At 45.7% G+C, this 24,924-nt stretch carries 17 protein-coding genes; 9 read left to right on the forward strand and 8 right to left on the reverse strand.

Annotation, left to right across the window (positions count from 1 at the left end):
- Positions 1-127: 127 nt before the first annotated feature.
- Positions 128-370: a hypothetical protein gene (locus tag A4R26_RS24505; protein WP_081169169.1), complete on the forward strand. Its 243-nt coding sequence runs from the start codon at positions 128-130 to the stop codon at positions 368-370.
- A 20-nt stretch (positions 371-390) separates the two neighbouring features.
- Positions 391-732: a hypothetical protein gene (locus A4R26_RS24510; protein ID WP_081169170.1), complete on the forward strand. Its 342-nt coding sequence runs from the start codon at positions 391-393 to the stop codon at positions 730-732.
- Positions 733-817: 85 nt separating this feature from the next.
- Here the strand turns inward: A4R26_RS24510 and A4R26_RS24515 are convergent, their stop codons facing one another.
- On the reverse strand, positions 818-1,645 hold the full coding sequence (locus A4R26_RS24515; RefSeq protein WP_081169171.1) for an alpha/beta hydrolase: 828 nt from the start codon (positions 1,643-1,645) through the stop codon (positions 818-820).
- A 137-nt stretch (positions 1,646-1,782) separates the two neighbouring features.
- On the opposite strand from A4R26_RS24515, the gene A4R26_RS24520 reads away from it, so the two are divergent.
- The 3 genes from A4R26_RS24520 to A4R26_RS24530 all read left to right on the forward strand — a co-directional run bounded on the left by A4R26_RS24520 (position 1,783) and on the right by A4R26_RS24530 (position 5,540).
- Positions 1,783-2,733, forward strand: a complete 951-nt coding sequence (locus A4R26_RS24520; protein WP_207625812.1) for a family 43 glycosylhydrolase — start codon at positions 1,783-1,785, stop codon at positions 2,731-2,733.
- Between the two features lie 130 nt (positions 2,734-2,863).
- The gene (locus tag A4R26_RS24525; protein WP_081169172.1) at positions 2,864-3,166 is read left to right on the forward strand and encodes a polyhydroxyalkanoic acid system family protein; all 303 of its coding nucleotides are present in this window, start codon (positions 2,864-2,866) and stop codon (positions 3,164-3,166) included.
- Between the two features lie 94 nt (positions 3,167-3,260).
- The gene (locus A4R26_RS24530) at positions 3,261-5,540 is read left to right on the forward strand and encodes a glycosyl hydrolase family 95 catalytic domain-containing protein (RefSeq protein WP_081169173.1); all 2,280 of its coding nucleotides are present in this window, start codon (positions 3,261-3,263) and stop codon (positions 5,538-5,540) included.
- 28 nt (positions 5,541-5,568) lie between these two features.
- On the opposite strand, the gene A4R26_RS24535 is transcribed toward A4R26_RS24530, so the two are convergent.
- The gene (locus A4R26_RS24535; RefSeq protein ID WP_081169174.1) at positions 5,569-6,015 is read right to left on the reverse strand and encodes an SRPBCC family protein; all 447 of its coding nucleotides are present in this window, start codon (positions 6,013-6,015) and stop codon (positions 5,569-5,571) included.
- 293 nt (positions 6,016-6,308) lie between these two features.
- On the opposite strand from A4R26_RS24535, the gene A4R26_RS24540 reads away from it, so the two are divergent.
- Positions 6,309-7,211, forward strand: coding sequence for an OmpA family protein (locus tag A4R26_RS24540; RefSeq protein WP_081169175.1), 903 nt, complete (start codon positions 6,309-6,311; stop codon positions 7,209-7,211).
- Between the two features lie 70 nt (positions 7,212-7,281).
- Here A4R26_RS24540 and A4R26_RS24545 read toward each other — a convergent pair whose 3' ends face one another.
- From A4R26_RS24545 to A4R26_RS24565, 5 genes are all read right to left on the reverse strand, one after another.
- Positions 7,282-7,680, reverse strand: a complete 399-nt coding sequence (locus A4R26_RS24545; RefSeq protein WP_165760401.1) for a GreA/GreB family elongation factor — start codon at positions 7,678-7,680, stop codon at positions 7,282-7,284.
- Between the two features lie 29 nt (positions 7,681-7,709).
- Positions 7,710-8,168, reverse strand: a complete 459-nt coding sequence (locus A4R26_RS24550) for a hypothetical protein (protein ID WP_081169177.1) — start codon at positions 8,166-8,168, stop codon at positions 7,710-7,712.
- A 439-nt stretch (positions 8,169-8,607) separates the two neighbouring features.
- Positions 8,608-13,329, reverse strand: a complete 4,722-nt coding sequence (locus A4R26_RS24555; protein WP_081169178.1) for a PKD domain-containing protein — start codon at positions 13,327-13,329, stop codon at positions 8,608-8,610.
- A 335-nt stretch (positions 13,330-13,664) separates the two neighbouring features.
- Positions 13,665-14,072 (reverse strand): hypothetical protein, encoded by a 408-nt coding sequence (locus A4R26_RS24560; RefSeq protein WP_081169179.1) that lies wholly within the window; start codon positions 14,070-14,072, stop codon positions 13,665-13,667.
- A 287-nt stretch (positions 14,073-14,359) separates the two neighbouring features.
- Entirely contained in the window at positions 14,360-14,593 is a 234-nt protein-coding gene (locus A4R26_RS24565; RefSeq protein WP_081169180.1) for a WGxxGxxG family protein, read from the reverse strand.
- Positions 14,594-14,822: 229 nt separating this feature from the next.
- On the opposite strand from A4R26_RS24565, the gene A4R26_RS24570 reads away from it, so the two are divergent.
- Positions 14,823-17,426 carry a chemotaxis protein CheB gene (locus A4R26_RS24570; RefSeq protein ID WP_165760402.1) on the forward strand — a complete coding sequence of 868 codons (2,604 nt, stop codon included), beginning with the start codon at positions 14,823-14,825 and terminating at the stop codon, positions 17,424-17,426.
- 84 nt (positions 17,427-17,510) lie between these two features.
- Here the strand turns inward: A4R26_RS24570 and A4R26_RS24575 are convergent, their stop codons facing one another.
- The gene (locus A4R26_RS24575) at positions 17,511-17,948 is read right to left on the reverse strand and encodes a response regulator (protein ID WP_081169182.1); all 438 of its coding nucleotides are present in this window, start codon (positions 17,946-17,948) and stop codon (positions 17,511-17,513) included.
- Positions 17,949-18,660: 712 nt separating this feature from the next.
- Here A4R26_RS24575 and A4R26_RS24580 point away from each other — a divergent pair.
- Both A4R26_RS24580 and A4R26_RS24585 read left to right on the forward strand, forming a co-directional pair.
- Positions 18,661-20,121 carry a family 43 glycosylhydrolase gene (locus A4R26_RS24580; protein ID WP_242675008.1) on the forward strand — a complete coding sequence of 487 codons (1,461 nt, stop codon included), beginning with the start codon at positions 18,661-18,663 and terminating at the stop codon, positions 20,119-20,121.
- A 714-nt stretch (positions 20,122-20,835) separates the two neighbouring features.
- Positions 20,836-24,894: a hypothetical protein gene (locus A4R26_RS24585; RefSeq protein ID WP_081169184.1), complete on the forward strand. Its 4,059-nt coding sequence runs from the start codon at positions 20,836-20,838 to the stop codon at positions 24,892-24,894.
- Positions 24,895-24,924 lie beyond the last annotated feature (30 nt).

The raw sequence follows: 24,924 nt of genomic DNA on the forward strand, positions 1-24,924 counted from the left end.
TTTTACAAAAAGAACTTTGTGAATGGCCAGGTAAAAAACATATCAAGGGATGGCAAGGAGGCATCCTGTTATTCAGCAGGATTTAGGAGTAGTTATGAAGTTTTTGAAAAGCTTAAAAAATTAAAAAATGACCTTAGTTGACTTAACAAATCAGGAAGTGCTGAAAGACCTCACTACAATTGAATTCGTTGGCGGATTTATAGACTTGCAAAATGATTATATGTGTACCGATATTGATTATAGGCCTGAAACTAAATCGTTGGTTTTTACGTTCAAAGCCTGTGTGGCTGGTAATGAAAAGAAGTTACTGAGCTTAGTGTTTGAAAATGCGACTGTGTCAACCCTTAAGGGTGGCGGGTTCGGCAATTAATAAAGTGTAATAAAAGTATTATGAGTTCTAATTCAAACGAATGCAATGCTTACATTATTAAAAGCATTCTTGCCAATAATGAGTTTGGCATTTTAGAGGTTAACGGAATAGAAGTGCTATCCTCAAGATATTTTTTAAAAAATCAGTATGCTGAAATTGTAACAATGATCAGAAATGGAGATACTAAAGCAATAAAATCATTAGCCGGCAATAGCTCAACGCAAAGAGAATACCTTGATGTACTGATATTCAGAGATCAAACAGGAACTAAATATATAGTAACCGTATACGATAGTGATGATTTATTACAGTATCCTCAGGTAATCGAAATTTTTAAATTAGATGTCGGAGTAGTGGGGTGAGCCAACAGTAACCTACTTTTATCAGGGCCAATTCGTATAACCTGTTTTTTTGTATGCGATCCCTTGGCTGACAATTATTATGATTTTACTCCTTATGCCCCACCCGCTCCTTCCTCACTTCCCCCACCTCTTTCAACAACAACGGGAACGCCGGTTGCGCCATACCGCCATGATCGAAGCCGTCTAATTCGTATAACCTGGTTTTGGTATGCCCCGCCAGTTTCATCATCCGCCATAAATAGGCGTTTTCCTCATACCGCCCCAGCATTTCCTTTTCGCGGTCGCCGGTGATCAGCAGCAATGGCGGCGCATCACTGCGTACATGGTACAAGGGCGCATATTCATCTATAACCGCCTGCGTGCCCTTGATGCCGCGCTCCTCGCGGATCGTAAAATGCGTGATGGCATGCCCGCTGAAGGGAATCAACCCGGCAATACTGTCGGCATCGATCTTGTATTTATTTAAATACTTTTTATCCAACCCGGTCATCATAGCAAGATAACCGCCTGCGGAATGCCCCGACACGAAGATCAACCGCGAACTGCCGCCATAGTTTTGGATGTGCTGAAACACCCAGGCCACCGCAGCCGCCGCATCCTCGATATACGCCGGCGCCTTTACCTTTGGCGACAACCTATACCCCACCCCCACCACCGCATACCCCTTCTCCATAAGGGCGGCAGGTATTTCCTTTTTGCCTCCCGTTATACCGCCCCCATGAAACCATACAATGGTGGCAAAGTCTTTGGCTCCCTTCGGGTAATACAGATCCAGCCTGCATTGCGCATTGATATACGCATCCTTTTCTGCAACCGCTGCCGGATAGTAGGAGATCTCCTTTTCTGTTACATACTTTTGCTGTGCCTGTACATACGTTACATTGAGTAACAGGAAAAACAATATGGCTCTCATTCGTTGAAATTTATGATCTGCAGCAAGATACTATTTTAGCAGCACCGAATACGTATTTCATACACGCTACTTAACATCCCGATGCGCCTCCATAGCATAGCAAAAAGTGCTATATTCAACCACCAAATCAACTACCGATGATGAGAAAGCTCTTTATCGCATTACCATTGCTTATTGCCACTATACAGCCTGCCCTTTCGCAAAACCCCATCATAAAACACATGTATACCGCCGACCCGGCGGCACGGGTTTTTAACGACACCCTGTTTATTTATACTTCGCACGATGAGGATACCGCCACCTGGTTCAATATGCTCGACTGGCACGTATTCTCAACCGTTGACATGAAAAACTATACCGATCATGGCGCCATCTTCTCCCTGGCCGATCTTTCCTGGGCCTCCCGCGCCGCATGGGCGCCTGATTGCGCCTATACCAATGGTCAATATTACTTTTACTACCCCGTTGAAACAAACGCTATTGGCGTAGCCACTTCTCACAGTCCTTATGGCAAGTTCAAAGATGCATTGAACAAACCGCTCATCACCCGCCAAACCCCGGGCGTAGTGTGCAGCGGTTACCTCATAGACCCCACCGTGTTCATCGATGATGATAGCTCAGCATATATACTCTTCGGAATGAACGACCTCAATATCGTAAAGCTGAATAAAGACATGATCTCTTTCAGCGATACGGTGCGTCAGGTAAAGGGCGCCGATAATTTCTTCGAAGCGGTATGGATGCATAAATACAAAGGGAAGTATTACCTCTCTTATTCGGGAAAATTCTCTAATGAAGGCAAAGGCAAACTGCTGTATGCCATGAGCGATAACCCCTACGGCCCTTTTGAATACAAAGGCGTACTGCTGGAAGAAATGAACAGCGGCACCAATCACCATTCCATCGTTAATTACAAAGGTGAATGGTACCTGTTCTACCATAATTCCGATCTCTGGTTCAAAAACCACCCCGAAGAAACCCCTGTACTGAACTGGAACGGGAAAAATCCTTTTCACCGCAGCATTTGCGTTGACCGCCTGTTCTATAATGAAGATGGTACCATCCGACAGGTGGTTCCCGCCAAATAACATACCAGCCGGGGCATCATATTTGTATTTAGCTACATAGATGGCTGAATAGCAATGCGCAGCAGTATGCCATTGCCCGAAATTGGCTATCTTTGCAACCTATTCTTAATAACACCGTAGCAATATAAATATGTCGAAATTATCTCTAAATATTCCGCATGCACAAACACAGGAAGAGGCCCTGAACCGCATTAAACAACTCCTGAGCCGCTTACAGGAAGAACAAAAAGGCGCGGTTACCAATGTGCAGGAGATCTGGGACGGCCCCAATGGCAGCTTTAGCTTTTCGGCCAAAGGGTTCAATATCGCCGGCACCATTCAGGTGCGGGAAAATGAAGTGCAGCTCGATTCGGACCTTCCTTTTGCCGTATCTTTTTTTAAAGGGCAGATTGCCTCCATGATCACACAACGAGCCAATGATCTGCTCGCATAACACCGCGCACAGTTAACAAAGCTTACTGTTTTGCCGATAGGCAATACCACAGCAATGGATTAATACCGGTACTTTATAATTACAACATCACTGTATGAGGTACCTGGTATTTTGTATTGTCCTTTTGTTTACCGCACGCATAACGCTTGCCCAACCCATTTACGCCGGCCGGTATAAAACCATTTTTACCGCGCCGCCTGCCAATGTGCCCACCGTAAAAACACCTGATGCGCCGCTCGCCGGCAATGGCGACATCGGTGTAACGTTTGGCGGCCAACCCGGTAAACTGCAATTGTTTTTTGGAAAAAATGATTTTTGGCGGGCCTACCCCGTTTATCCCGGCGGTGGTATTGCTTTACCGGGCGGGCTCGATCTTGCTATTGATGCACTGAAGGGCGCCGCTTATTATGCCGAACAGGTGCCTGATAAAGCTATTATTCACGCGAATTTTACAAAAGGCCCCGCAAAAGTAACCATCGATAGCTGGGTAGCCGCCACCCGCAATACCGTGGTGATTGAAATAACGGCCAATACCACCTGCACCATTCAGCCAACACTCTGGGCAACCGAAGGCAATACCTCCATCAACAACAAAGGCGTCACCGGCAATGTTACGTGGGCAACCCGCTCCTTTGAAAATACGCCCCTGCTTGAATGGCCCTGTCACGTCGCGCTGGCCATGCGTATCCCGGGAAACAACGGCGCAAACGATAAAATCATAGTTACTCCGGGTGAGAAAAAGATCATCACCGTCACCATGTATACAAATAACGATCGCAGCGACTGGAAAACCGCGGCCATTGAAGAAGCGCAGTCATTGACCACCGCTGTTATCCAACACATGTATGCCGAACACCTGCAATGGTGGCGCAGGTTCTGGCAACAATCAACCGTGCAGATAGATGACCCCGTAATTGAAAAATATTACTATACCTCCCAGTATCTGTTTGCATGCGCTTCCCGCGCCGGTAAATTCGCCCCGGGCATCTGGGGGCCGTTTATAACAAAAGATTCTGCGGCCTGGGGCGGCGATTACCATTTGAACTACAATTACCAGGCGCCGTATTGGGCGGCCTATTCTTCCAACCACATCGAACTCACCCACAATTACGATCAACCGCTGCTCGATTATATGAACAAAGGCAAAATACACGCGAAGGAACTGCTGCAGGTAAACGGCATCTACTTCCCGGTTGGCATTGGCCCCAAAGGTTTGTGCACCACGCGCTGGCCGCTTACACCCGAAGAAATGCTGGCGCGGTACGGCACTACCGACAACCGGATCGACAGCGGGTATAAATTCCTTGGGCAGAAAATAAACGCGGTCTTTGGCGCCGGTAATATGTTGATGCGTTTTTACAGTACCTACGATACGGAATACGCGCAGCGAATATATCCTTACTTAATAGCCTGTGCCGGTTTTAGGGAAGATTACCTTAAGCTGGAAAATGGCCGTTATGTTATTTATATGGACCATTATTACGAAGTAATGCCTAACCTGCGCAACAATGGCCGGTGGCGCCATCAATTGGGCGATGTGAACTCCACCCTTTCCCTTGGCCTGGTGAAAATGTTGTTCAAAGGAATGATCGAAGTAAGTACCTTTTTAAAAAAGGACCTGCATCGATGGGCAAGATGGCAGGATATAGTTAACCGCCTTAGTCCCTTCCCCGTTGGTGAAACCGGCGGCCGGCTGAGCCTGCAGCCCGTAGAGCGAAGCCCGGTGGAGCGGCTGCAACAACCAACAGGTTTGTCGAGAGTATCCATTCACGGCCTGCTGCTTCCCGGCGGCGTGTGCGGACCGGTTACCGACAGTGCATTCAATACAATTTTATTAAACGATGTGGCGCATTGGAAAGACCGCATGCAGCAGAAAGGCGAATGGGGCAATACGTTGAACAATGGCATTGAAACCTGTTTTCCCGCTGCGGTGCGCGTTGGGTATGATGCGGATGAAATTCTGCGGCAACAGAAAGACCGTATAACCGTTCAATCGTTTCCCAATGGCTTTATCACCCAGGGCGGCGGCGGCATGGAAACCTTATCGGCAGTACCCATGACCGTTAATGAAATGCTGCTGCAAAGTTATGAAGGGGTGATCCGCATATTTCCCAACTGGAACCATAACAGAGACGCCAGCTTTAGTAAACTGCGCGCCTATGGCGCTTTTCTGGTCAGCAGTTCGCTGCGGAACGGGCGCATTGAATTGGTAAAGCTGCAAAGCGAAAAAGGCCGTACCTGTGTTATACAAAACCCATGGCCGGGTAAAACCGTACAATGTATCCGTAATGGAAAGAAAACGGCTATACTCTCCGGCCAGAGGTTTTCGTTCGACACAAAAGCAAATGAAACAATTATATTGAAGGCAATTTGAGAAGGCGGCGAAGAACGCTTTACCTGCATTAAGCATCCGGAATTTCAGGCTCTACCAGCTTCGCCAGTTTTTCGAGCGACTCCTGCCAGCCTAAATAACACATTTCAGCAGGGATAACGGCAGGAATGCCTTCCTGGGTAATTTTTATGGTTGTGCCCGCAATATTCTTCTGCAGCGAAACAGTGGTGATCATTTCACCCGGCAGGTTGGGATCATCGAATTTATCGCTGTATTTCAAAAATTCATTCGGTTTTAGTTCGAGGTAGTTGCCACCGAAAGAATGGCTGTTGCCGGTTGAAAAATTCGTGAACGACATGCGGAATGTACCGCCGGCCTTCACATTCATTTCATGCACCGTACAAATAAAACCATAAGGCGGTAACCACGACGCAATGGCATTGGCTTCGGTAAATGCCCGGTATACTTTCTCTGGTGATGCTTTCAGCACTCTGTGGAGTGAAACATTGTTCGACATAAAATTTGTTTTATTGTTTGTTATTGATAGAACAAATGTATGACGGCCATCTTTCTCACAACGGGGGTATTCGTGCCAATAAATGGGTAGTTCGCGACAATTTAATCTCCAAAATACTCCCACCGCAAAGCAACCCATCCAACATAATTCCCATCTACCATGAAAATTCATAATAAGCTGTTGGATGGTTTTTTAACATGGAAACAACCATTCTAACCAGTTTTTAATGTAACATTTAACCGGCAAGTGGTACAATTCTTGTACCCCCTGCCAAAATCGTATACCCACTATTTATGAATAGAATATTTACTGCAGCCAAAGTATGTATTGGCATCCTGGTATTGTTGAGTAGTTGTGTTCCTACCAAAAAATTCAAAGCTTCCCAATCGGCCCTGCAATCTGCCAGAAATGACAGCGCTGCATTGGCCGGGAAAGTGAAAAATTTAGAAGCAGACATTGCACAGCTGAAACAACAGGTGGCCGACCATCTTAAAACAATTGATTCGAAATCAAAAAGCATCAGCGAACAGGAACAGGAGATCGACAAACTGTCAAAAGAGATCTCAAGCCTCAACCAGGAAAGGGTTAAACTGATCAACGACGCTTCGTACAAACAATCGCAGCTGACGAAGAGCGGACAGGAACTGCTTAACCAGCGGAAAAAACTGGAGCAGTTACAGGCATTGATGGACCAACAGAAAAAAGCCATCGAAGAGATCAGAAAAAAGATGGCTGACGCTCTTACGGGTTTTAAATCGAATGAACTTACCGTATCTACAAAAAATGGCAAAGTATATGTGAGCCTGCAGGAAAATTTATTATTCCCTTCAGGCAGTGCCGTAGTGAACCCAAAGGGTAAGGAAGCATTGGCTAAACTCGCCGAAGTGCTGAACGTGAACCCTGAAATAACGGTAGACATCGAAGGCCATACCGACTCCATTCCCATCCGCGGTAAATACCAGGACAACTGGGATCTCAGTCTGGCCCGGGCTGCCTCCATTGTAAGAATTCTTACGATCGATTATAAAGTGGCCCCTGAAAGGGTAATCGCCTCGGGACATAGCCAGTTTGAACCGGTTCAAACCAATAGCACAGCAGAAGGAAGGGCGCAGAACAGAAGAACGGATATCATTTTATCGCCCAAACTCGACGAGCTGTTCAAGCTGCTGCAAAATTCGTCGGCAAAAGCAGATTAAGCATTTATTATAATTGCAGATACCCCCGGCAGGTGCGATACCACATCGCATTTGCCGGGGGTATTATATTTTACTCATCATTCACCACATCGAGAATAGTAAAGGTTTTTTTACCCGCCGGCACCTTCCACTTTACCTGCTGCCCTTTTTTAAAGCCGATCAACGCAATTCCCACAGGGGCCATTACTGAAATTTTCCTTTCTTTTATATCGGCTTTATCGGGCATTACCAGCATAAACTCCATTACATCATTCATTCCTTCCGCCTGTATTCGCACAAAGGAATTGATGCGCACTACATCTTCGGGAAAATTATCTTTATGCACCAGCGTGGCTTTCTTTAACTCGGCCAACAGGTCCTGCGCATTCCGGCGGTCGAAAGATAATTTTCTGCCTGCACCATTTAGTAAAGAAACCAGTAACTGGTAATCATCTTTTCTAAGCACTAAGTTATTATTTGCTGTTTGCATGATTTTTAATTTTAAAGTTCCACAAGCCTTTACTTCATTATCAGCTTCTCCATTTTCGGTTCCAGCATTTTTGAAAGCACCATCTGCCATATTTTAGCATTCCGCTCCAGCTTTTGCCGGTCGCTCAACGGGTGTTTCCCGTTGTCGTAAAAGGTGACAACATGGGTAACATCCGTATTCCTGTAATTGAATTGCAGATCTGTTCTTTCAAGGAATTCGCCTATTTCTTTATGTTTTAATTCGCCGTGGTTTATGCTGCGGTAAATTTGCCGTAAGGTTATAGAACTAACCTGGTTCAGATCGATCACATAGGCCGCATCCAATGAGCTGTTTACTTCCCATACCAACAGCTTTCTTTTTATTCCATCGAGGGCGATCACTTTATCGCCCAATACCAGCTGGCTTGAAAATGATAAATTGAACTTACAACCAAGCTCGTTCAATTGTAAATATTTGCTTTTGACAAAAACTGTTTCCACGTTTTTCATTGTAATGAGTTTTGACGCAATAGCATTACATACAGGCACGGCATTACCGGGAGCAAAATATTGCCCAAAACAAATCCAAAGTATTTACACGCTGCTATGCTCTTATAGAATGCAACGTATAGCAATACCGGAACTGCCTGTATTAATTGCTACTACAGGTGCCGTAAAAGAATAAATTATAAAACCCTGGTGGAATAACCCCGATCTGATGTGGTATAAATAAGAGACCGGGGATTAATTAAAAAAGTCTTTTTGATTGGGATAGAAATTCAGTTTTTTACTGAAGGTTGCGAAATTGAATGTCGCACAGAATTCGCTACCAGCCGGGGATTGGCCGAAGCTCATTTTTGTAGTATGTACATCTGCGATTGACATATTGCGAATATACCGATTATAATGATCGAAAACCCGAATGAAACACCCGCAAAATGTTAAAATCTCACCGCACCAGCATTACCGTACCTTTTACAACTACCGCTTTGCCTTCATTACAGGTTACTTCGGCGATATATACATATGCACCGGGTTCTGCCATGCGGCCATTGATGGCGCCATCCCAGCCGAAATTGCGGTCGTTGGGCGAAAAGTGCTGCCGGTTGAATACAACCTGTCCCCAGCGGTTGAAGATGCGGAAACTTTTTACACGCTGTATACCGTACCCTTTTATGGTGAACACATCGTTCTTTCCATCACCGTTTGGGGTAAACGCATTGGGCACATATACCGCCCCTTTGCCACAGGCCACCGTAATGCGCACTTGATCTTCCGACGCACAACCATATTGCGTGGTAACGCGAAGATGGTATACGATATCATTATCTGCCACAAACACGGATGTTGTACAATCGGTACAGTTAAGCCCGCCGGCAGGCCACCAGTTATACTTTACCACATCGGTGCTTACAGTGGGTGATAACGTAATCACCTGTCCGGCCTCCGTTGTACGGTCAGGACCAAGGTCAACCACCGGCAGGTCGGCCACGGTTACCAATACAAAACCGGTATCGTTGGGGCAGGTATTCAGGCTATACCCCACCACCTGGTACCGGGTAGTTATATCGGGCGAAGCTTTTGTTGAAGCGTTGTGCGGATTGTTCAACCCGGTTACCGGCGTCCATTCCCAACGACTGGTATTGCCGCCGGCAGTCAACCGCGTTTCATCACCGCGGCAGATGAGCACATCATTGCTTTGCTGCAACTGCACTTTTTCATCGGCCACAATGCGTACACTGTCTTTTTGCACGCAGCCAAACCCATTTGTTACGGTTACATAATATTTCGTTGTCTGCACGGCGGTAGCTACAGGCGTGGCGGTAGCGGCATGCTGTAAATTGTTTGCCGGCTGCCAGTTGTATAACACGCCATCATGCGCCTGCAACGGTACCCTACTGCCGGTACAAACCGTTGTGTCTTTTGGTGAGGCGCCGGGCACGGGCAGGGCATGAATAACGATGGCCGTATCGTCGCTTACCTCGCAGCCGTTTGTTGTTCGCACCGTAAGATCGAGGGTATACAAACCGGCACTGGCAAAATAATGACTGGCGGCATCTGTGTTACTTATTGTACTGCCATCCAGTTGCCAGGTATATTGGGCGACCGGGTCTTCTGAATTTCCGGTTGAAAGGAAATGGATCGACTGCTGCGCACATTTTTCCACCTCACCATTGATCTGAATAACCGGTTTGGTAAAGATCTTTACCGTATTGGTACGAAGCGTATCGGCACAGCCATAATAACTTTTCACAATAAGCGCAACATCGTATTTACCCGGAGTGTTGTAAGTATACAAAGGATTTTCCTGTGCAGATCCCTGCCCGTCGCCGAATTGCCACTCATATGTTGCCGGTCCGAATGCGGTGGCCGACTGGTTGGTGAATTGTACCCCAGGGTCATTGTAACAACGTACAGGCCGGTCGATCTGGAAAGCTGCATAGGCCGAATCTACAATAATGGTATCCACCGCTTTCAAGGTGAACGCACAACCTTCGGGGCTCGTTAATACAATATTGGGCAAAAATTTACCGGCAAGCGGGTACAGGTGGTTCACTACAGAATCTGCCGGCGAAGCCTGCACCGGGGTGCCATCGCCATAATCCCAGGCATAGGTGCTGATATTACTGCCGGTGATGCTTAACGGCAGGGTGTACGGCGCGCAGCCTGTGGCATTGCCGGTATGCAGCTTCCCTATCGGCCCTTTGATGTGAATTATTTTGGTTATGGAATCCACACAACCGCTTACCCCGGTAATACGCAGCGTTACCGGGTAATAACCGGGTAACGGGTAAATATGGCGCGACGGATCTTTTTCGGTAGCGCCTGTTCCGCCATCGCCAAAATCCCATACATAGGTTTTGGCATACAATGAGCTGTCTGCAAACAACACCCCTACCGGTGCGCAATTGCTGGTGTCCCTTACGCTGTAATCGGCCCTGGGTTTTACCAGTTTGATGTAAGCAGATCTGGTAACACTGTCCATACAACCGTTTTCATCCTTCACCACCAGCTTTATATCGTACATCCCGGTTGATGTATACGTGCGTGAGCCATTATAGGTGGTAGCCGTGGTGCCATCGCCAAAATTCCACAGGTAGGTGGCATTGTAGGCAGCGGAGCTGTTATAAACAAACACGCTGGTGCTGCCGCACTTCAACGTATCGTTGCTGTAAAAAGCTGCTTTGGGGCGATAGGCTTTTACATAACTGGCATAGGTGGCCTGCGCGGTACAACCGATGGCGTCCTTGATCGTAAGCGACACGGTGTAGAAACGCACATAACTGCTGTTGGTATAGGTATGTGCAAGGGCCGTATCCATTGTAGTGGTATACACCGGGCTGCCATCGCCAAAATTCCAGCTCCATTCCACAATGGGCGTACTGCCGTTCTGTTTGCTGGTATCGGTGAAATGAACGATCAGGGCGGGGTCGCAGGTGGTAAGCGGTGAACCCATAAAACCGGCGGCCGGGCCTTTTACCGTTATGGGCACCGCATATTGAAATGAATCGAGGCAACCCAGCCTGTCTTCGATGATCAGCTTCACATAAAACACACCGGTATCGGTATACTGGTGCGTAGTATTGCCATTGAGGTACAAACCATTGTTCAGGTAATAATTCCTGTTATTGATGGTATAACGGGGCGTGCCATCGCCAAAGTCCCAGGTGTACCTGTTGATAAGCGATGAATCGATGCCAATGGTGCGAAAGTTCACTGTTTTGTTGTTGCAGATATCGGTAACATCGGGTGCGAAATTCGCATGTTCATCGATGATGATCACCCTAACGCGGCCGGTGGTTACGGCATTGGTGACCGTGTCGCGGCGGGTGACTTCCACCACGTACCGGGTAGCCGTAGTGGGAAAGGTATGCGTAACAGGATCGAGGGGCGGCGTGGTATGCAGCGGCGAGCCGTCGCCAAAATCCCAGCTAAGCGGCACCGTATTGCTCACCGTATCGGTGAACGTGATGGAATATTTATCGCTGCAGGTTTTACCGATGGTAAAGCCGCCACCTCCGCCGCCGCCCCCACCGCCGCCGGAACCGTCATCGTCGCACAGATCGGCCACCGTAACAGGTTTCGCTGTTGAAGTAACCGTGCAGCCCTGCGCGGTGACAATGCGCAGGGTAATATTATACGTATTGGCTGCGCTGTAGGTATGTGCGGCATTGTCAACCGTAGTGGCAATGGTATAGCCATCGCCAAAATCCCATTCATACCTTACTATGGGATCAATTAAATTGGTTACCCGGGCGGTGGCCCGTACCGGCAGCGGTTTACAGCCTTCGCGCGGCGTGTAGGTAAAATCAACCTGCGGCTGCTGTATACGCACCGCATTCGGTGTTTGCAGAAAAGCAGTGCAACCGGTAATGGTATCGGTGATCGTAAGCGTTACGGTATAATTGCCAAAACCGGTATAGGTATGCGAAGGGCTGGCTGCAGCATCGTGAATGCCATCGCCAAAATTCCAGTCGTACCGCAAATGAGTGGCCGCACTGCTCAAATTCGTAAACTGAACGGTAAACGGTACACTGCAGCCCGCTGTTCTATCAACAGAAAAACCGGCCGTTAACCGGGGCCGCACATGAATGCGGTGGTGCGCGGTGTCGTTACAACCTGCGGCGTTGAAGGCCACCATTACCACATCCCAATCGCCGGGCGTGGTGAATGTATGGGATACGTTCTGGCCAAACTGCGTTTGATTGTTATCGGGAAAAAGCCATTTTACCGTACTGGCAAATGCTGCAGGCGCAACATGTCCATTCAGCACGGTAGCTGCGCCGGCACATACGGTATCCGGTGCGGCGATGCCCACAGTTGGTTTACCGGCCAGCACCACATTATTACGGGTGAAAGTGCTGGTACAATTGGCGCCATTCGTGGCGGTGAGCGTAACCGTATAGGCGCCCGTGCCGGTATATTCATGGGTAGGGTTCGGGTCGGTTGAAGTTTGCCCATCGCCAAAATCCCAGAGGTAAGTAATTGCCCCGCCGCCGGAACTGGTATTGTTAAAGCCGGCGGTGAACGGCGTTTCGCAGCTGGAACTGACCGGCACGGTAAAAGAAGCGTTTACTTTCGAATATACTTCAATGTATTGTGATCTTATGGCAGCATCGCTGTTACAGCCCCAGTTATTGGTTACGATCAGCGATACATTGTAATGGCCGTTGTTATTATAGGTGAAAGCGGGATGGGGATCGGTGCTGCCGCCGGCGCCAAAGTCCCACAGGTAATTGGTGATGGTACCGGTGGCGGTAGTGGCCTGGTTGGTAAAGTGTACCGGGTGTGGTGCACAACCGGCAAGGTCATCGCCGGTGAATGCGGCTACCGGTTTTGGATGCACGGTCACCACATCCTGTTTCATTCTTACCTCCCCGGTTGAAAAAGTAACCGTGAGCGTAACGGTAAACGTACCTGCCGTTAAATAGTTGGTGCCAACGACGGCCGCGCCATTGTTGATGACGGTGCCGTTGCCGAGGTTCCAGTCGCGCCGGATAACCGTACCGCCGGTTGACTGATCGGTGAAGTTTACCCCGCCGAGCGGGATACAGCCTTCTCTTTTGTTGATGGAAAAATCGGCCGTTTGCGCCATGGAGGTAAACGCAGCCATGCAGCACAAACCAAACAATAACCCAAACAGGTAGAAACGTTTCACAGAAGTACGCATAATTTGAAAACAGTTACCGGTAACCGGTTTCCCGTTGCCGGGCTAACAATTCGATCACACTGAAAATTGGCAGGATACTGTATTTTAAAATGGCAGGCGCAGGTTTCCAGGATTCAGCCCGGTGTGGGGTAGTATTTTAAAAAGCAGGTTTATTTCGGACAGGATGCCGGATCAATGAATGCGGGCAAAAGTAGTAAAAGGTTTCGTATGCATGACAGCTTCCCCGCCCTTTTACCCAGTTAGGCTATTGGGGCGGGGTTTTAAAAGAAAAGCGTTCCGGCCGGGCCGGAACGCTTTTTCAGAACACTTATATGATCATTGATTAATCTGCGTAATTATTTAACCTTATTCACCAGTGTTTCTTCAACATAGCTATGGCTTCTGTTGATCGAATACACTTCTGTGGTGTTGCCTTTTTTTGATTTTACCGTTACGTTCAGGGCTGTATCACTGAATTCTTCAGATTTCAACATGAATTTTTTGGTTAAACCGGCGCCTTTGAACTTATCGCTATATAGTACATTACCATATTCATCGCGGAAAACTACGGTATACTCGTCTTCCTCTTTATTGGCCAGGTTCAGTTCGAACACCGGTTGGTTTTCCAGGTTGCCTATGAACTTCAATTCAGTTTTGGGATCGCCTTTGTCGCCGTCGTTAGCCATTGAAGGAGTAGTAAATGCCAAAGTAAAAGCCAGCGCTGCGATAGCTAATTTTCCAAAATTTCCTGAATCTGTTTTCATAATTGTATGTTTTAAAGTTTGTTTCGTTTTGATGATGCAAACATACAGCGGGTTTGGGGCCGGTGAAAATCAACTCAAAGCCGTTTTTAGCATGCTAAACCCCAGTATAAAATGTTAAAACCCGCCATGACAGCGGGTTTTAATAAAAATACATCATGATGCCCAGGGCCTCAAAATGGCTATAAATGTTATTTTAACATGTACCCGATTTTCAGGATGTGGCGGCAAAAGAAAGGGGAATGGCGAAAAACATCACCGGTAAGAACTTCCCCGTTCTTTCCATCGTTCTACGGATTTCTGGTTACTACCCGGGTCCTGTCATCATCCCTTTTCCGCAAGCCAAGCAATCCAAGTAATCCAAGCAAACCCGCAAGTCCCCATTTCCCTATATTGTCATCGTCATCATGATGCATGGTTTGGGTAGTACCTCTGTTTGTGTCATCTTGCGCCAGTAGCGGCGTAGCCATCGTCAGGCTACAGCATAAAATTGCCGCAACGAAGGTTTTTGTGAACTTTTTCATTTTATATTTTTTTGTGATCAATTGTTCCATCCTTCATCATGCGGTACAGGATGCGATCACCGGGAACGGTGCCTTGAACAGATGTATTGGTGAAACTGTAAAATCACGGGGAACAGCATTGAAAGGAGTATTTCTGAAAATGGAAGTATATTTGAGTGGCCGCCTTTGCAGGCACGGAGCAAGGTTGTTTAATCACTTAAATAAACGTGCCAACTTAATTAACTCGTGCATGTCTGAATTACAGAATAAAGATAAAAACAAGGAACGTTCTGATAATCTTTTCCCGGTGGTTGGCGTGGGCGCCTCGGCCGGGGGGCTCGATGCTTTTAAGAGACTCATCAGGGCCATTCCTGAAAATTCCGGAGTGGCGTACATTTTGGTTCAACACCTTGAGCCTTCGCATGATAGTATGTTGGTGGAGATATTACAAAAGATCACACCGATACCTATACAGGAGATCACCAATAATGTAAGGGTTGAACCCAACAGGGTGTATGTGATTCCCTCAAATAAATTGCTGACAGCAAACGATGGCCGGCTTGAATTAAGTCCCCGGGCTCCCAAAGGCGAGAAGAATATGCCTGTCGATGTGTTTTTCACGTCCCTGTCAGAAGTTCACCAGAGTCAGGCGATCGGCGTTGTTTTAACCGGAACCGGAAGTGATGGTACGCAGGGATTGAAAGCGATAAAGGAGCTTGGAGGCTTTACATTCGCCCAGGAACCACAATCTGCTGAATATCCGGGAATGCCCCAGAGCGCTATCGATGCGGAAATAGTGGATTTTATTCTTACGCCCGAAGAGATCCCATTACAACTGGCCCGGATATCGCAGCTCTTCAGAAGTGGGTTGGAGGTGGAAAAAGAGGAAGGAAAACAGGCCGGAGAAGAGGCTTTCCGTCAAATAATTGCGGTATTACGGGTACGCAAAGGAAATGATTTTACCTATTATAAACAGACTACCATTCGCAGGCGCATCCTGCGCAGGATGGGCCTGAATAAGATTGAACATATTTCTGATTACCTCACCTTTTTCAGGGATAATGTTGCTGAACAGGACCTCCTGTATCAGGATCTGCTGATCCCGGTAACGGGTTTTTTCCGCGATCCCAAAGTTTTTACAGCACTATACGAATCAGTGTTTCCGGATATCTTAAAGGATAGAGATGATGCCAGTGCGTTGCGCATCTGGATCGCCGGTTGTTCAACGGGAGAAGAGGCCTATTCAATGGCCATACACCTGAGTGAATATTTAGATGAAAAGATAGCGAACCACAGGATCCAGATCTTTGCAACGGATATTTCTGAAAGATCAATTGCAAAGGCCCGAATGGGCATCTACACTAAAAAAGAGATGGGTGGTTTAGGCGCTCACCACCTGGAAAAATATTTTTCTAAAGTCAGTGGCGGGTTTCAGATCAGTAAGGCCATCAGGGATATGTGTGTATTTGCCTGTCACAATTTTTTGAAAGATCCGCCATTTGCCAAAATGAGCCTGATCAGTTGCCGCAACGTACTGATCTATATGGAAACATTTCTACAAAAAAGGGCGCTGACCACTTTTCATTATGCATTGAATGAGCATGGTTATTTGTTACTGGGCAATTCGGAGACTACTGCCCCGGCAGCAGAGCTCTTTGCAACCTATGGCAGAACTGAAAAAATATATACAAGGAAAAGCATACCGGGAAAGTTCTTATATCCTGCTACCGGTAAAACGGATATTATACCGAAAGGCAACAGGAACACCGTTAAAAAGGAACCGGGACGCGACGACTTTCAACGGAATGCAGATGAGGTGATCCTCGCAAAGTTTTCACCTGCGGGGGTAGTGGTAAATGAAGAAATGGACATTGTGCAGTTCAGGGGCGCAACCGGCATCTGGTTGGAACCGTCACCGGGAAAAGCGAGTCTGAACGTGCTGAAAATGGTTAAACAGGGACTGGCCTTTGAATTACGGAATGCCCTGCATAAAGCAAAAACCGATAATAAACCGGTGGTAATAAAGGGCATTTCTCTGGTGTCTTCAGATAAGCAACAACTGGTTTCCATTGAAGTTATTCCGTTGTTAAATACGATTGAACGCTATTATCTTGTTCTCTTTGATGATACAATGACTAAAAAGTCGGGCGAAAACCTGGAAGGGTTAAGCGGGGAAGCGTTGAGTAAAGAATTGGCGGAAAGCGAACGGAACCGTCAATTGGAAAGGGAGCTTGCCCGGTTGCGGGAGGATATAAGGAGCATCACCGAAGATCAGGAAGCGGTTAATGAGGAACTGCAAAGCGCAAACGAGGAATTGTTGTCGGGCAGTGAAGAGTTACAAAGCCTGAATGAGGAACTGGAAACCTCGAAGGAGGAGATCCAAAGCACAAATGAAGAGCTGACTACCCTGAACCAGGAATTGTTAGACCGGAATGATCAATTGAATATTGCCCGTTTGTACGCCGAATCGATAATAGCTACGATCCGCGAGCCAATTATAGTGCTGGATAAGGATATGAAAGTGAGAACGGCGAACCAATCCTATTATAATAAGTTCAAAACGTTGGAAGAACAAACGGAAGGGAAATCTTTTTATGAGCTTGGCAACGGAATATGGAATATTCCTGCGCTTCGGTCGGCCCTGGAAAACAGTTTGTTGACAGATGGCCGTATTGCAGATGTAGAAGTTAAACAAAAACTGGAAGATGCCGGTGAAAGGATCCTGTTGTTAAATGCCTGCCGGATCGCCCAAAAAGACAATGCCGAATTATTGATATTACTGGCTTTTGAGGATATAACAGATACCAGGAACCGGGAAAATGACCTGATCAATTTCCCGCGGGAAAAAGAATAAGAGCTCATTTTCTTAACTACTTTGAAATTACCATGACTAACTGATAAGCGATCTTCTTCCTTCTCATTTCACAATGCAGCAAAACTATTGTTGGGCATTTTTGATATAGTTAGGGGATTCACACTCCTGCCAGTATTCAACAATTTTCCTGATCGTGCTTTTTAATTTATCATAACTATGTGGTTTAATAAAAAAGCCCTGAATAGACCTTGAATAAGCATCAATTACATGTTGCTGCTCGGCACTTGTAGAAAAGAAAAGATAAGGAATAGATTTCATTCTCAAGTCTTCATTATTGTGAATTTTTTCGCGCAGCTCCATTCCATTTAGTTTAGGCATATTGATATCTGACAGCACAATGAAGGGTTCTACTTCTTCGTTTGTCAGATAATCCAAAGCATTTAAACTGTCGCTAAAGAAAATAATTTCATTGTTATAGTTAAGTTCCTTAAAGATGTCGGTCAAAATAAACTGATCATCTATGTCATCTTCTATAATAACAATAGGACCTGCCTTATTCATAGAAGTAAATTTTGAATTTTATCTGTCTGACACCCTTTGGTTAAGGTGAACAAAAACAACACAATAAAAAAGGGCAGGTCTGACCCTGCCCTCTATACAATAGTTATCTTCTAAAGACGAAATAATAAAAACTGAATTAAAAATAAACTTAACTTTTTAAAGAAAAATCTAAATAAAAAATCAATAAAAACTAAAACGAGAACAGAAGATAACTGCTTGCTCTATAAAGTTAACCGTATTTTATGAGACCGCAAGATTAAAATTTTTTCCAGCTTCGTCATAATATAGACAAAGCAACATAAGAGCGGCAAACAAATGATTTCCAGCCAGATACAGTATATACTGAAGCCATGTTGAAACATCAGGCACCCATTCGACGGCACGTACAAAGATGTACAGGTTGCAGGCGCCGGCAGTAATCCTGCTGATTTTATAATCAGGTATTATACACTACTTATTTAATAAGTGTACCCGACGACCTACTATCGCTAACACCACAACGAATCATGCCTTCCAGCACGACTGTTTTTTTATTTTTGGAGAATGGAAAATTTAATCATAATTTGATCCTGCGTATAAATAATTTTCCCGCCTAAAACTGCACGCCTCCCTCAAAACATGCCGTAATGTGCCAGGTGTATTCAACACCTACGGTTATCGTATGTATAAACCTGGGGGATACTATTAACCACCACAAACCAACATCATGAAAATGAAATGGAAGGCGGAAACGCAGTTGATCACTTATGCATTTATCGCCGCACTAACTTTTGCTGCCTGTTCAGAAAAAGAAACCACACCGGCAAATAATGTAAACCCCGATGCTGCCAATGAACGGGTGGCGGAAACAAACGCACTGGGCTTAATGAGCGGTAATCCTGTTTTACCGGTACCAACGGCCGACCCGGATATTCTTTACGCTAATGGTAAGTATTATATTTATCCAACAGCCACAGGCCCTAACGCAAGCCAGTTTCATGCTTATTCTTCAACCGATCTGTTAAACTGGACAGATGAAGGCATTGTGCTGGACCTGGCCAATGTCAGCTGGGCGCATGTTGATGGATGGGCGCCTGCAGTAGTGGCCCGTAACGGACAATACTATTTTTATTTTACCGCAGCAAAGAAAGTAGGCGTTGCGGTAGGCAGCTCCCCTACCGGGCCCTTCGTTGATAAAGGCAGTGCGCTTGCCACCGGTGATGGTACCGACCCGATAGACCCCATGGTGTTTGTAGATACCGACGGGCAGGCCTATATGTATTGGGGCAACACTACCATGAACATTCAGCGGCTGAATAACGATATGATCTCGTTAACAGGCACCCGGGGCCACAATAAACCATCTAATTACTTCGAAGCGCCTTATGTGATCAAAAGAAATGGCATTTATTACCTGATGTATTCCATCAACCATTTCGGCAACGATGATTACCATGTAGAATACGCCACATCAACCAACCCGATGGGCCCGTGGACGTATAAAGGACGTATAACATCTCCACGGGGAGCGATAAAAGGCCCCGGTCATAATGCGGTGATCAGGAAACCCGGTTGCAGCGATGAATATTTGTTTGTTTATCACCGGCGTACCAGTACCAACATTCACCAGCGCCAAACGGCCATTGACAGAATGTTCTTTGATGCCGCCGGTAACATTATGCCCGTAAGTATTACCAACTCGGGGGTTACCCAATCAGGGGCCGGAACACCCTGTTACACGTCTGATCCTGTACCAAACGGGCAGTATGTTATCAGGTCGAAAATGAATACCACTTCGGGCGCCGGTTTGTATGTCGATATTGCCGGCTGCGCTGTTGACAACGCCGACGTGAGAACCTGGACGCGCACCAATTGTAACGGCCAAAAATGGAACCTTACTTACCAGGGCAATGGTTTTTACAAGATCATTTCGGAATTGCCCAATCACAAATCGCTCGATCTGGATGCATGCGGAATAGACCGTGGAGCAAACATTCACGTTTGGGATGTTTTTGCCAATGATTGCCAGTTGTGGCGCATTGAAGCGGCGGGCGATGGCTGGTACCGTATAATGTCAAAGTCGAGCAACAACGTACTTGATATTGCCGATGGCAATCCCGCACCGGGTGCAGATATCAGGTCATGGAACTGGAATGGCACCGATGCGCAGCTATGGCGGTTTGAAGCGCCGTAATGAGAAGAAATAATCAAAGCCCCCAATAACCAGGGGGCTTTTTTAATATATTCTTTTCCGCTTACCGTTTCGCTTTCTTACTCCTGAATACAACGAGCCGGTGCAATACTTCGGGATCAGGTGGTTCTATCCATACCTGAATCAACGGCAGCCTGAAGGTTCATATCACGTGGAATATGTCCGGTAACGGAACAGGACGCAAAAGAGCTTCAACCGGACATGCCGTACGTATAACTGCAGTAGATGCGGAGGCCTGTTGCCATTGGCCAGGTAGATGTAAAGTAGTTAATGTGCTTATGAATGCCAGGCAGTATTTGCTAAAGTTTCAGCATCTCCAGGTTTCTGCACGGCTATCGCCAAAATCTACACACTTATTGCCAATTACTACACGCTTATCAAATGTGACTAAGGATTTGCTTTAAGATAAATAACTTGTAATAAATTTATCCTAATCAAATACCTAGACCTGTTTATGAAAAAGGATCAACACTCTATACCTGTTATTCTTCATTTGTATATTCTGTTATATAGTAACAATGTGTCAAGACCCTGAATGGTAATGAATACTCATTTAATCTTCCTGCTTCATAATACTTTAAGTTATACAGGAATCTGAATATCTACTTTTTTCGCGCGAATGGCCTTCTAATCGGGCAGGTAAAGAGTTGGATTATGGACTCCTTAATGGCAAATGAAAACATACAACTAAATCAAATGAACCTTAAGCGTCTTTCTTTATCATTAGTTCTTACACTGTTTAGTTACCTGGCAAAAGCGCAAACATCGAGCGATCTGCACAGTTTTATTCTTCCATCTCCTAACGCAATGACTTTTCAGAAATATGTTGACTATCCGGTAGAATATAGCACCGGAGTAGTGAACATAGGCGTGCCTTTGTACACGATCAAACTGAAAGACTATAGCTTTCCGGTTTCGGCTAGCTTTCATGCGAGTGGCCGTACTACATCGTTCAATTTCTCTCCGCTAGGGATGAATTGGGCGCTGCAGGCATCGGGTATGATCTCTGTAGAAGTAAGGGGCCGTCCTGATTACAACGGTTATCCGCACGTTGAAAAAAGTTGGGTAGACTTTATCCCTCAAAGCGGCCACTATGAGGAACTGGTTGGTATAGACCAAACCATCAATGGCAGCGGCTCAGGAATATCATTAAAAGATAACGAGTATGATATTTACACCATTAGTGTAAACGGCATCTCTGGCAAATTTATCAGGCGCGATAATGGACAGATCGTATTCTTAACCTACTCCCCGTTCCGGGTATCTTTTCCTTCAATAAGTCCCACTAGCCAAATTGTAGTTACAGATGACAAGGGGTACACCTATAAATTCGGGCCGGATGGCGCCGGTAATGGAGGATATGAAATAGATCAATCAATCGGGGCGCCCTCATCCTGGTTTATTGCCAGTATTACAACACCCTCGTCTGAAACGATCAGCTTCAGGTATGCCAGCAGCTTCGCTGGCACAAGCACTTTTTTGGGGCAGCGGTATTACAAAGACCTGGCAGAAGTAAAGGACAACAACTTTTTCAATATGCATTCCAGCATAGTCGGTGGAGGTAGTGCTCAAAGTTATTTCAATAGTTTGACTTCTCCTTTGGGATTTGTTACCTACTCCAATATACAAACAGGTGATAACTATACATTGAATTATATCTCTGAAATTAATTTTCCCAGTGGCAAAATTAGTTTTACCTACATTAATACCACCAGTAATCTGCTGTTGGATAAAATGGTAGTAACTAACCAACAGAACAATACCGTTCGTACTGCCCATTTCGATTTCATGGATCTGCCAGGCACTAACCTGATGTTGCCTAACAACAACTCGAAAACCATTCAGAATATTATATTCCGCGATAATGGTAATACAGATATTGAAAAATACAGTTTTGAGTACTACCCCGGGATAGGGGGTGGAGATGTGCAATCGTTTGCCAAAACAAAAGACTGGTGGGGTTACTGCAATGCATTGTCCTACTCTCCGGGAATACGGCATTTTCCATATACTTCCATTAATATATCAACTTCTACCGGAAATCATCCGCAAACTACTAATGCTCCTGCCAATTGCTTTGCTCCGGATTTTCAGGCAAAACTGGTAGGCATGATAAAAACTGTGCATTTCCCCACAGGCGGAAAGGCTGATTATACCTATGAAAACAACAAATACCTTAACTCCCAGATCCAGGTCACTGATGGGCCAGGTATTCGCATACAAAAGATCTTATTCGACGATGGCAATGGCAAAAAAACGGGTAAAGTGTACACCTATTCTACTGGCTATCTGGTGCACGACCCAAGGCCCGACGAATATTTTACCATTGCACGGCGTATGCTGATACAGGATAATAATACCAACGGTATTTTTCAATCCGATTTTCTGGGTAGTTACCGATACCGGCAATACTCCAGCGAACCAGTGCCTGCAGCAGCCATTGCTAACCGGTATCCTGTATACTACTCCAGTGTAACGGAAACCGATTATTCTGCCAATAACACGCCCAATGGGAATGTACAATATTTTTATACATTGCCAACCGCCTCTATGAATACATCCAGCGTATCTAACCCTACAAGTTGTAATTGTCCTCAACTTACCATGGGTGATAATGAATTTTTTGTTAGCCGTTCGTATGCTTTTGATGAATTTACCCAACCACAATTGACCTCTAAACAGGTTAACCGATACGATGCTGCTACCAATTCCATGAAACCGGTAAGCGCAACAGGTATATCGTTTACAAACCTGAACGCAATCGACATTCCTCAAATATCAATGTATAAATTCGTTGAACTGCCGTTGAATACTACTTACAGCATCAGCTCATTCGGTTGGTATTCACAAATAATTACGGCTTCACCTTATCAATGGCAATTGTATAATATACAGGATAAAACATTGCGTACGGCCGTTATGAAACCTTCGAGTCAAACAGAAGTAAACTATGATAATAATGGCAATACGCTTACCCAGACAACCAAATATTTCTACGATAACCTGGGTCATGTTAACCCTACGCGTATAGAAACCATTACCAGTGATGGCAAAACCAGAACCGGTTATATCAATTATTCAACTGACTATCCATCCGGCACACCTTTTATTGATGACCTGGTAAGCCGCAACATAGTATCGGCGCCTGTTGAAGAATTGCAAACAACCACCATTGGCGGTGCAACTCACATTACCGAAGGCAAGATCAACGTATATACCGGCGCCGCTATTAAGGAGATATGGCGGTCGGAATTTTCTGCGCCCATTGTACAGTCTTCTTTCAAGCTTAGTAATCGCACCCAGGGCATATTACCGCCCACCGGAACCACCAGCGCTTTTAGTATAGATAACAGTTATGCGCTTAAATTAACCTACAATGATTACGATAATAAGAACAATCCTCTTACCATAACGCCTGCCTATGAAAATCCAGTTGCCTATCAATGGGGCTACAACCAGCAATACCCTGTTGCTCATGCGGTAAACGCTGCAGCAAAAGATATGTTCCATACTTCTTTTGAAGAGGGAGATGGCAACAGTAGTACAGGCGACAGTAAAACCGGCAGTAAAAGCAAAACAAATGGTTTTAATAAGCCGCTTTCAAATCTTACCAATGGCAATTATACCCTATCGTACTGGCAAAAATCAGGAGGCATCTGGACGCTTCAGGAAAATTCCGTTGCTGTTACAAATAGTACCTATACTATTAGCCTTTCAGGCCAGGTAGATGAAGTGCGGTTTTATCCTGCTGGCGCACGGTTAACAACCTTTACATATAGCTCCCTTATAGGAATGACTTCCCAAACTGATCTCAATGGAAAGTCAACTTATTATGAATACGATTCCTACGGAAGACTGATATTGGTGCGTGACGAAGACAATAATATCCTTAAAAAGATCTGTTATAATTATGCCGGACAGCCAGATAGTTGCTCGGTGGATGCTACACCAGTATGGCAACCCACCGGCGCGACCCGTTGTAAACTTTGCCCTTCAAATGGTAACTACATTACTAACATTCTTCAGCAGGAGGAAAAAGATGCGAACCCCAACAGCCCGACATATAATCAGGTACGATGGGTCGATGCAGGTGTGAGTAGCAGCTGTATTGTTGTGGCTGACTGGCAAAATACCGATACGGCTCTGCGTTGCAAAACAATCAGCGGAAGCAATACCAGTGAGCGGGAGCAGGAGCAAAAAGACATGAATCCCTGCAGTGCAACCTACAATCAGCTTCGGTGGGTCGTAGTTGATGTCAATTGTTCAATTTGTCCCAAACCAGAAAACTGGCAGGCTACCGGTAATTATCGTTGTGTGAAGGATGGGGGCAATAACAATACAGGTATACAGGAAAGGGAGGAAAGAAACACGGAGACCTGCAGCAGTACATATAACCAGGTGAGGTGGGTAAGCAATGGACAGAATACCAGTGCATGCCCCGTGCCTGGAACGCCCGTTACCATTAAGGCTAACAACTATACTCCGGTTACAGGATATACTGCGAAATACACCAACAAGACGACGTTTCAGGTTTATACGTTTTCAATTTTAAGTAATTCAGCGGGTTTACATACGCTGGGGACAATACCTTCAGGCACATATGATCTGGTAATATCAAACACGGGGACCAATCCTTATTTAACATTTGGTTCCGGGTGCGGCTCACAATCGATCATTGGCCAATCAGCCACATTTACTAATATCTCGGTCAGTGGATCGGATTGTAACACTATTTGGATTGGTAATGTAGACTAAATAAAATTAACCAGAAACTTAATAAATCTT

It is taken from the genome of Niastella populi (assembly GCF_002078015.1).
In the GTDB taxonomy this organism is placed as follows: Bacteria; Bacteroidota; Bacteroidia; order Chitinophagales; family Chitinophagaceae; genus Niastella; species Niastella populi.

Bases quoted from the DNA above. Each gene is read 5' to 3' on its own strand.
- A4R26_RS24505 (WP_081169169.1), top strand. From the start codon at position 128: ATGACCTTAGTTGACTTAACAAATCAGGAAGTGCTGAAAGACCTCACT.
- A4R26_RS24510 (WP_081169170.1), top strand. From the start codon at position 391: ATGAGTTCTAATTCAAACGAATGCAATGCTTACATTATTAAAAGCATT.
- A4R26_RS24515 (WP_081169171.1), bottom strand. From the start codon at position 1,645: ATGAGAGCCATATTGTTTTTCCTGTTACTCAATGTAACGTATGTACAG.
- A4R26_RS24520 (WP_207625812.1), top strand. From the start codon at position 1,783: ATGATGAGAAAGCTCTTTATCGCATTACCATTGCTTATTGCCACTATA.
- A4R26_RS24525 (WP_081169172.1), top strand. From the start codon at position 2,864: ATGTCGAAATTATCTCTAAATATTCCGCATGCACAAACACAGGAAGAG.
- A4R26_RS24530 (WP_081169173.1), top strand. From the start codon at position 3,261: ATGAGGTACCTGGTATTTTGTATTGTCCTTTTGTTTACCGCACGCATA.
- A4R26_RS24535 (WP_081169174.1), bottom strand. From the start codon at position 6,015: ATGTCGAACAATGTTTCACTCCACAGAGTGCTGAAAGCATCACCAGAG.
- A4R26_RS24540 (WP_081169175.1), top strand. From the start codon at position 6,309: ATGAATAGAATATTTACTGCAGCCAAAGTATGTATTGGCATCCTGGTA.
- A4R26_RS24545 (WP_165760401.1), bottom strand. From the start codon at position 7,680: ATGCAAACAGCAAATAATAACTTAGTGCTTAGAAAAGATGATTACCAG.
- A4R26_RS24550 (WP_081169177.1), bottom strand. From the start codon at position 8,168: ATGAAAAACGTGGAAACAGTTTTTGTCAAAAGCAAATATTTACAATTG.
- A4R26_RS24555 (WP_081169178.1), bottom strand. From the start codon at position 13,329: ATGCGTACTTCTGTGAAACGTTTCTACCTGTTTGGGTTATTGTTTGGT.
- A4R26_RS24560 (WP_081169179.1), bottom strand. From the start codon at position 14,072: ATGAAAACAGATTCAGGAAATTTTGGAAAATTAGCTATCGCAGCGCTG.
- A4R26_RS24565 (WP_081169180.1), bottom strand. From the start codon at position 14,593: ATGAAAAAGTTCACAAAAACCTTCGTTGCGGCAATTTTATGCTGTAGC.
- A4R26_RS24570 (WP_165760402.1), top strand. From the start codon at position 14,823: ATGTCTGAATTACAGAATAAAGATAAAAACAAGGAACGTTCTGATAAT.
- A4R26_RS24575 (WP_081169182.1), bottom strand. From the start codon at position 17,948: ATGAATAAGGCAGGTCCTATTGTTATTATAGAAGATGACATAGATGAT.
- A4R26_RS24580 (WP_242675008.1), top strand. From the start codon at position 18,661: ATGAAATGGAAGGCGGAAACGCAGTTGATCACTTATGCATTTATCGCC.
- A4R26_RS24585 (WP_081169184.1), top strand. From the start codon at position 20,836: ATGAACCTTAAGCGTCTTTCTTTATCATTAGTTCTTACACTGTTTAGT.